The 7,630-nt window shown below is 61.5% G+C and carries 5 protein-coding genes and 2 pseudogenes; 2 read left to right on the top strand and 5 right to left on the bottom strand.

Annotated elements, in window-relative coordinates:
• The 3 genes and pseudogenes from HX846_RS39485 to HX846_RS07635 all read right to left on the bottom strand — a co-directional run.
• Positions 1–708: pseudogene (locus HX846_RS39485) on the bottom strand (mechanosensitive channel MscK); the annotation flags it as partial.
• Between the two features lie 70 nt (positions 709–778).
• Entirely contained in the window at positions 779–2,521 is a 1,743-nt protein-coding gene (locus tag HX846_RS07640) for a potassium/proton antiporter (RefSeq protein WP_008439183.1), read from the bottom strand.
• A gap of 234 nt (positions 2,522–2,755) precedes the next feature.
• A complete protein-coding gene (locus HX846_RS07635) occupies positions 2,756–4,381 on the bottom strand; it encodes a methyl-accepting chemotaxis protein (RefSeq protein WP_178965203.1) in 1,626 nt (541 codons plus the stop codon).
• A gap of 277 nt (positions 4,382–4,658) precedes the next feature.
• Here HX846_RS07635 and HX846_RS07630 point away from each other — a divergent pair, with 277 nt between their 5' ends.
• A complete protein-coding gene (locus tag HX846_RS07630; protein WP_010169256.1) occupies positions 4,659–4,889 on the top strand; it encodes a hypothetical protein in 231 nt (76 codons plus the stop codon).
• Positions 4,886–5,179 (top strand): cell division protein ZapA, encoded by a 294-nt coding sequence (locus HX846_RS07625; RefSeq protein ID WP_003209415.1) that lies wholly within the window; start codon positions 4,886–4,888, stop codon positions 5,177–5,179. Before HX846_RS07630 ends, HX846_RS07625 begins: the two co-directional genes overlap by 4 nt.
• Here HX846_RS07625 and HX846_RS07620 read toward each other — a convergent pair.
• A complete protein-coding gene (locus tag HX846_RS07620) occupies positions 5,176–6,978 on the bottom strand; it encodes an acyl-CoA dehydrogenase (protein ID WP_178902877.1) in 1,803 nt (600 codons plus the stop codon). The two genes, HX846_RS07625 and HX846_RS07620, sit on opposite strands and share 4 nt — an antisense overlap.
• 228 nt (positions 6,979–7,206) lie before the next feature.
• Positions 7,207–7,630 (bottom strand): annotated as a pseudogene (locus HX846_RS07615) (trifunctional transcriptional regulator/proline dehydrogenase/L-glutamate gamma-semialdehyde dehydrogenase); the annotation flags it as partial.

The following is a 7,630-nucleotide window of genomic DNA, read 5'->3' as shown; positions in this document are numbered from 1 at the left end:
CTGGATTTCCTGCTCCAGGCGCGCGGTCTTTTCCAGCACCAGGTCGTGCTGGCTGTTGCCCAGGTCTTGCAGTTGGCTGTTGCCGGCCAGTTCCTGGCGGCGCAGGGGAATCAGGGCGTTGAGGGCGGCCAACTCGGCATTCAGCTGGTTGCGCTGGTCGCCGCTGAGGGTCTTGCCGTTGTCCTTGCCTGCCTTGAGAGTCGCGTTGATCTGCTGGATACGTGTCTGGCTGCTGCTGATTTCGGTCTGGGCGCGCTCGGGACGGGTCTGGGCCGCGATGGTCAGGCTGTTGGCGTCGGCCAGTTCCTTTTGCAGGTCGCCTTGCTGGGTGGTGCGCTGCACCAGCAGTTGTTCAAGTTGCGGCACCGGCAAGGTGGCGTAGCGCTGGGCGACCGGAATCACCTTGGTGGCCTTGAGGCGGGTCAGTTCGCGCTGGTTGTCGACGGTCTGGCGCGGCGCGTCTTCGAGCTGGCGCTTGAGGTCCACCAGGCGCTGCTGGTAGTCCTGCTGGTTGCCCAGGAAGGTGAGCGTTTGCTGCAGGATGCTTTGCAGCGCCTTCATGTCGGCGTCGGGCAGTTTGCGGTCCGGCAGCTTGTCCAGGGTTTGCTGGACGGAATCGATGCTGGGCGGGTCGGCCGCGTGTACGGTGCCGACGCAGAGAGTCAGGCCCAGCAGGGCAGTGGCGAGAAAAGTGCGCAGGGTTGTCATAGAGACCGGTCGAGCAAGGTGAAAAATAGGGGGCGTCCCGACATCGACTGGCGCGCCGTCGCCCCGCAGTTTAGAGGAAGAGTCCGGGGCCCGGGCGACTTCCTTCGGGGAATCTGACGCCGACTTTGCCGATCTTGTTCCCGTCCATGACCGCGACGGTCCAAATGGTGTTGTTCCATTCCACCTGGTCGCCGACGACCGGCGCACCGCCGACTTTCTGGGTGATGAAACGACTCAGTGGCATGTCCGGGTCGATGCCCTCGAGCTTGAGCCCGTACAGGGCCGAAACCGCGCCCAGCTGGGCGTCGCCTTCCAGGACGAAGTCACCGAAGAAGCGCAGGTCGAGGCCCCGTTGTGGTGCCTGGCTGAACAGTTTGCCGAGGGCCGGCAAGTTGTGTTCATGGCCGATTACGCACAGCAGATCGTCGACTTCGAGCACTGTACTACCCGACGGATGGAGCAGTTGCTGGCCACGAAACAGCGCGGCGATCCGCGTGCCTTCGGGCATTTTCAGCTCCCGCAGAGCGGCGCCGATGCACCATTTTTCGGCGCCCAGGCGGTAGACGAACAGCTCCCACTCGCTGGTGACGTGCACTTCCAGGGCCGCCCGGGAAATCGGCGCCGGCTCTGGCGGTACCGTCACTTTCAACAGTTTGGCGACCCAGGGCAGGCTCGTACCCTGCACCAGCAACGACACCAGCACGATAAAGAACGCCAGGTTGAAGTACAGCTGCGCGTGGGGCAGGCCGGCCATCAGCGGGAACACCGCCAGAATGATCGGTACCGCACCGCGCAGGCCGACCCAGGCGATAAAGGCTTTCTCTCGGCCATGGAAGGCCTTGAACGGCAACAGGCCGACGATCACCGACAGCGGCCGTGCGAAGAGAATCATCCACAGCGCCAGGCCCAGGGCCGGCAGCGCGATGGGCAGCAAATCATGGGGCGTGACCAGCAGGCCCAGCACCAGAAACATGCCGATCTGTGCCAGCCAGGCCATGCCGTCGAGCATATGCAAAATGCCGTGCCGGCTGCGCACCGGGCGGTTGCCGATCACCAGGCCGCACAGGTAAACGGCGAGGAAACCGCTGCCGTGCAAGGCGTTGGTCAGGGCGAACACCACCAGGCCGCCGGAAATCACCAGGATCGGGTACAGGCCGTTGGCCAGGTTGATCCGGTTGACCATCTGCAGCATCAACCAGCCGCCGCCCAGGCCGATGATGCCGCCGATGCCAAACTCACGGATCAAGTGGCCCAGCAGGCTCCAGTGCAGGCCGGTCTGGCCGCTGGCAAGCATGTCGATCAGGGTGACGGTGAGGAACACCGCCATCGGGTCGTTGCTGCCGGATTCGATTTCCAGGCTGGCGGTGACCCGTTCGTTCAGGCCTTTGCCGCCCAGCAGCGAGAACACCGCTGCGGCGTCCGTGGAGCCGACGATGGCGCCGATCAGCAGGCCTTGAATGATGTTGAGGTTGAACAGCCAGGCGGCTGCCATGCCGGTGAGGCCGGTGGTGATCAGCACCCCGACCGTCGCCAGGGACAACGCAGGCCAGAGGGCTACACGGAAACTGGCTACCCGCGTTCGCAGTCCGCCGTCGAGCAGGATCACGGCCAGGGCGAGGTTGCCCACGAGGTAGGCAGTCGGGTAGTTATCGAAGATGATGCCGCCGCCGTCGACGCCGGCGATCATGCCCACGGCCAGGATGATCACCAGGATCGGAATCCCCAGACGGGACGAAAGAGAACTCACCAGAATGCTCGCACCTACCAGCAACGCGCCGATCAAGAACAGGCTGTTGATGGTCGTCGCATTCAAAGGCAGTACTCCATGAGCAGGAAAGACGAGGCGCAAACTGACCATGCAGTCTGCGTGCCAGCGATTCTAACCTGTTGAATTGCTGTGCTGTCAAAAAGGTTTTGAATGGCTGGCGCATATTCAATGTGGGAGCGGGCTTGCTCGCGAAAGCGGTGTGTCAGTCGCGTTATGCGTAGCTGATCCACCGCATTCGCGAGCAAGCCCGCTCCCACATTTTTAGCCCTGCGGTATCCGTTAAAGCCTGAACCGCCCCACCATCCCGTTCAAATCCACCGCCAACCGCGACAGCTCACTGCTCGCCGCACTGGTCTGGCTGGCGCCGGTCGCCGACTGCACCGACAAGTCACGAATATTCACCAGGTTACGATCCACTTCCCGCGCCACCTGCGCCTGCTCTTCAGCGGCACTGGCGATCACCAGGTTGCGCTCGTTGATTTCAACGATGGCAGTGTTGATGGTGTCCAGCGACATCCCCGCACCCTTGGCGATGTTCAACGTCGATTCCGCCCGCTCGGTGCTGTTGCGCATCGAATCCACTGCATGCTCGGTACCGGCCTGAATGCTGCCGATCATCCGCTCGATTTCGCTGGTGGACTGCTGGGTGCGATGGGCCAGGGCCCGCACCTCATCCGCCACCACCGCAAAACCACGCCCGGCTTCACCGGCACGCGCAGCTTCAATCGCGGCGTTCAGGGCCAGCAGGTTGGTCTGGTCAGCCAAACCACGAATCACGTCCAGCACCTTGCCGATGTCCCGGGACTCTTCCGCCAGGTTGCCGATCAAGGTGGCAGTGGCTTGCACGTCGCTGCTCATGCGTTCAATGGCGCTGACGGTTTCCTGCACCAAATCACGTCCATCGCCCGCAGACGACGTGGCGTTCTTCGAGGCTTCGGAAGTGCTGACCGCGTTGCGGGCCACTTCTTCAACCGCGCTGGTCATCTCGTTCACCGCCGTGGCGGCCTGTTCGATTTCGTTGTTTTGCTGGGTCAGGCCACGGGCGCTTTCGTCGGTCACGGCATTCAGCTCTTCCGCGGCGGAGGCCAATTGGGTGGCCGAGCCGGAAATGCGCTGCAAGGTGTCCTTCAATTTGTCCTGCATCTTGGCCATTGCCAACAGTAGTCGGCCGGCTTCGTCGTTGCCTTCCACCTTGATCGGGCGCGTCAGGTTGCCTTCGGCGATTTCCTCGGCGGCATCCAGGGCCTGGGCGATCGGCAGGGTGATGCTGCGGGTCAGCAACCAGGCGAACAGCATGGTCAGCGCCGTGGCGAGGATCAGCAGGATCACCACCAGCTCAAACGCCATGTCGTACTGGTCGGCAGCTTGCTGGTTGGTGGCCAGCGCCATCTTGTTGTTGATGTCCAGCAGGCGGTTCAGTACGGCGTTGACCTGATCCGAGTTGTTCAGCAGCTCGGTATTCAGCAGCGTGCGCAGCTCTTCCACCTGATTGGTCCGTGACAGGCTCTTCATGCGCTCTTCAATCTGATGGTACTGGGCTAGCAGACGCACGTATTCATCGTAGGCAGCACGTTCTTCGCTGCTGTCGATCAACTTCTCGTAGACCGCCTGGGCCGTACGAATCTGCTGATTGCGCACGTCAAAAGACTCAAGGGTCTTTTGCTGGACGTCAGGCTCGCGGTTGGTCAGCAGGCGATACGACAGCACCCGCAGGCGCAGGGTCAGTTGAGTGAACTCGTCCAGGGCGCGAATGCTCGGCACGCTGCTAAGGGTGATGTCTTCCGTCGCCGCACGGATCTTGCTCATCTGGTTCAGGGCGAACACACCGAGAAACAACATCAGCGCGCCAATCAACGCGAAGCCGAGAAAGGCCCGCGGCGCGATATTCATATTACGAAGAGACATGTTGTGATCCTGGGGAGAAGCGCGATCCATGCGGGGTTTGAGCGGGGTGTCCATGACCTATCGGTCATACGACTAAAGTCTTGAGGGGGTGCGCGCTTTTGTCGCAGATCGGGGCGGGCCGACGGGATTCAGGAACCAGATGCCATAAATGCAGTCACTAAGGCTCGAAAGCGTGGCCTGCCCTGTAAAATCAAGGCCCCGCGCCAGGGATAACCCTGGCATCCGAGGTGAATTTTCTTTATCGTCACCGCCCTTTGAAAAAGCCCGAGAAATCAAAATGTTAGAAGCATCCCTCAGCCAATTGGAACAACTGGTCAGCGACCTGGTACAGCAGAACCAGGATCTACTGGGCACCAACGAATCCCTCAAGGCCGAACTGGCTCGCGCCAAGGATGAAAACGACAGCTTGCAGCTGAACCTGATGGAACAGGAAGAAAAGCAGGGCGCCACCGCTGCCCGTATCCAGGCGTTGGTTGAGCGTGTGAGCGCAGGTCCTGTCGGCGCATGAATGAAGGGATAAAGGTCGTTTCGATTCTCGGTGAGGATTACTCGATCAAGGCACCGGAGGGGGAAGACAACACCCTGATGAGCGCCGTGACGATGCTCAAGGCATCCCTGGCCACCACCAAGAAAAAGTACCCGACGCTGATCGGTGACAAGCTATTGGTGCTGGCGGCGCTGAACCTGTGCGCCGAGCAGATCGAAATGCAAAAGCACCATCAGCAGGAACTCGACCGTTACCAAGAGCAAGTCAGCGCCACGGTCGAGGTGATTTCCAAGGCAATCGGAACGCCTTAGAACCACTCATCCTGCATCCCCAGGCACGTGTCATCGCGTGCCTCGAGAATCGCCAGTTCATGATGGCAGCCCGGTATTTCCCACGTCAGGAAGTACCGAGCGGCCTGGAGCTTGCCCTTATAGAAGGCGACATCGGCAGCATTGCCCCTGGCCAGCCCTTCCTCGGCGCGAATTGCCTGTTCCAGCCAGCGCCAGCCAATCACCGTATGCCCGAACACCTTCAGGTACAGCGCCGAATTCGCCAGGCTGCTGTTGACCTTGCCCTGGGCGAGATCCGTCAACAGGCCGAGGGTGACCTCTTGCAGGCGCGCCACCAGTTGTTCCAGCGGTTCCCGCAAGGCATTCAGCGACGGATACTCCTGTGCCCGTGCGCCGGTCTCGGCGATCAGGCGGATCAGTTGCTTCAAGCCCGCACCGCCGTTCTGCGCCAGCTTGCGCCCGAGCAAGTCCAGCGACTGAATGCCGTGGGTGCCTTCATGGATCGGGTTCAGGCGGTTGTCGCGGTAGTACTGTTCCACCGGGTATTCGCGGGTGTAACCATGGCCGCCAAGAATCTGGATCGCCAGTTCGTTGGCCTTCAGGCAAAACTCCGATGGCCAGGATTTGACGATCGGCGTCAGCAGGTCCAGCAGTTCGTGGGCCTGTTTGCGCGCAGCTTCGGTTTCCAGGGTGGTGGTGTCGTCGAACAGGCGCGCGGCGTACAAGCCAAGGTCGAAGGCGCCTTCCACGTAGGCTTTTTGGGTCAACAGCATGCGTTTGATATCGGCGTGCTGGATGATCGACACCGGCGCGGTGTTGGGATCCTTGCTGTCGGGCAAGCGGCCTTGGGGACGTTCACGGGCATATTCCAGGGAGTACAGGTAGCCGGCGTAACCCAGCATCACCGCGCCCATGCCCACGCCGATCCGCGCTTCGTTCATCATCTGGAACATGCAACTCAGGCCCTGATGCGGCTGGCCCACCAGGTAGCCGACGCACTCGCCGTTATCGCCGAAATTCAACGCGGTCGAGGTGGTGCCACGCCAGCCCATCTTGTGAAACAGCCCGGCCAGCAGCACATCGTTGCGCTTGCCCAGGCTGCCGTCGTCGTTGACCAGGAACTTGGGCACGATAAACAGCGAAATGCCCTTCACCCCGGCAGGTGCGTCCGGCAGCTTGGCCAGCACCATGTGCACGATGTTCTCCGACAGCGGGTGATCGCCGCCGGAGATGAAGATCTTGTTGCCCTTGAGGCGATAGCTGCCATCAGCCGCCGGCTCTGCGCGGGTACGAATATCCGACAGCGATGAGCCCGCATGGGGCTCGGTCAGCGCCATGGTGCCAAAGAAGCGGCCTTCGATCATCGGTTGCAGGAAGCGTTGTTTCTGCTCCTCGGTGCCGAAGCTCTCGATCAGGTTGGCGGCGCCCATGGTCAGGAACGGGTAGGACGTGGATGCGGCGTTGGCCGACTGGAAGTGGGCGAAACACGCCTGGGAGAGCAGGGTGGGCAGTTGCATGCCACCGGCTTCGAAGCTGCGGGCGGCGTTGAGAAAACCGGCTTCGAGGAAGGCATCTACTGCCGGTTTCACCTCGGGAATCAGAATCGCCTGACCGTTTTCGTAGCGGGGCTCGTTCTCGTCGCCCTTGCGGTTATGCGGGGCGAAAAACTTCTCGGCAATGCTGCGGGCGGTGCCGATGGCGGCGTCGAAGGTTTCACGGTTGTGTTCGGCAAACCGCTCGCGCTGGGTCAGGCCCTCGGCATCGAGGACTTCGTACAGCTCGAAAGCCAGATTGCGGGAACTGAGCAGCGTCTCGGACATGGCGGCTTACCTGTGTGGGAATGGGCCGAGTCTAAGTGCGCAAATAGAGGCTGGATAGCAAGATTGATCTGGGTGATGGAGGGGCCAAACAACAGCGGTGAGTTGCAAACACGGTCAGTGTGGGAGCGGGCTTGCTCGCGAATGCGGTGGATCAGTCAGTACATCTGGCGACTGACACTGCGCATTCGCGAGCAAGCCCGCTCCCACATTTTGACCGCGTTTCGTCAGTTAGCCGATGGTCATCAGGCTGGCGTTACCACCCGCAGCAGCAGTGTTGACGCTCAGCGCCCGCTCGATCACCAGGCGCTCCAGGGCAATCCCGGTTTCGCCCGAAGACAAACCGTGAACCCCGACAATCGCCCCGCCACGCTTGGCCACTTGCTGGCAAACCCCGCGCAGTTGGTCGGAATCGCCGTGATGCAGCACGGCATCAAACACGGTTTCATCCTTGGTCCAGTCAGCCACCCGCGTGATCTTCGCCTGAATATCCTTCGGCAAGCGTGCGAACACGGCCTTGGTCAATTCAGTTTCCGGCCATACCGCCGAGCCGCCGACTGCCAGCACGGCCGCCAGTTGCGTCAGCAGGTCGCCTTCCACTTCCGCCAGGCACAACACGTGCTCGCGGGGCAGGATGGCATAGCTGTTGCGCTCG

Source organism: Pseudomonas sp. K5002, assembly GCF_013386655.1.
Lineage (GTDB): Bacteria > Pseudomonadota > Gammaproteobacteria > Pseudomonadales > Pseudomonadaceae > Aquipseudomonas.
The sequence above is the reverse complement of the archived record's forward strand: the minus strand, read 5'-3'. Positions and strand labels throughout refer to the sequence as shown.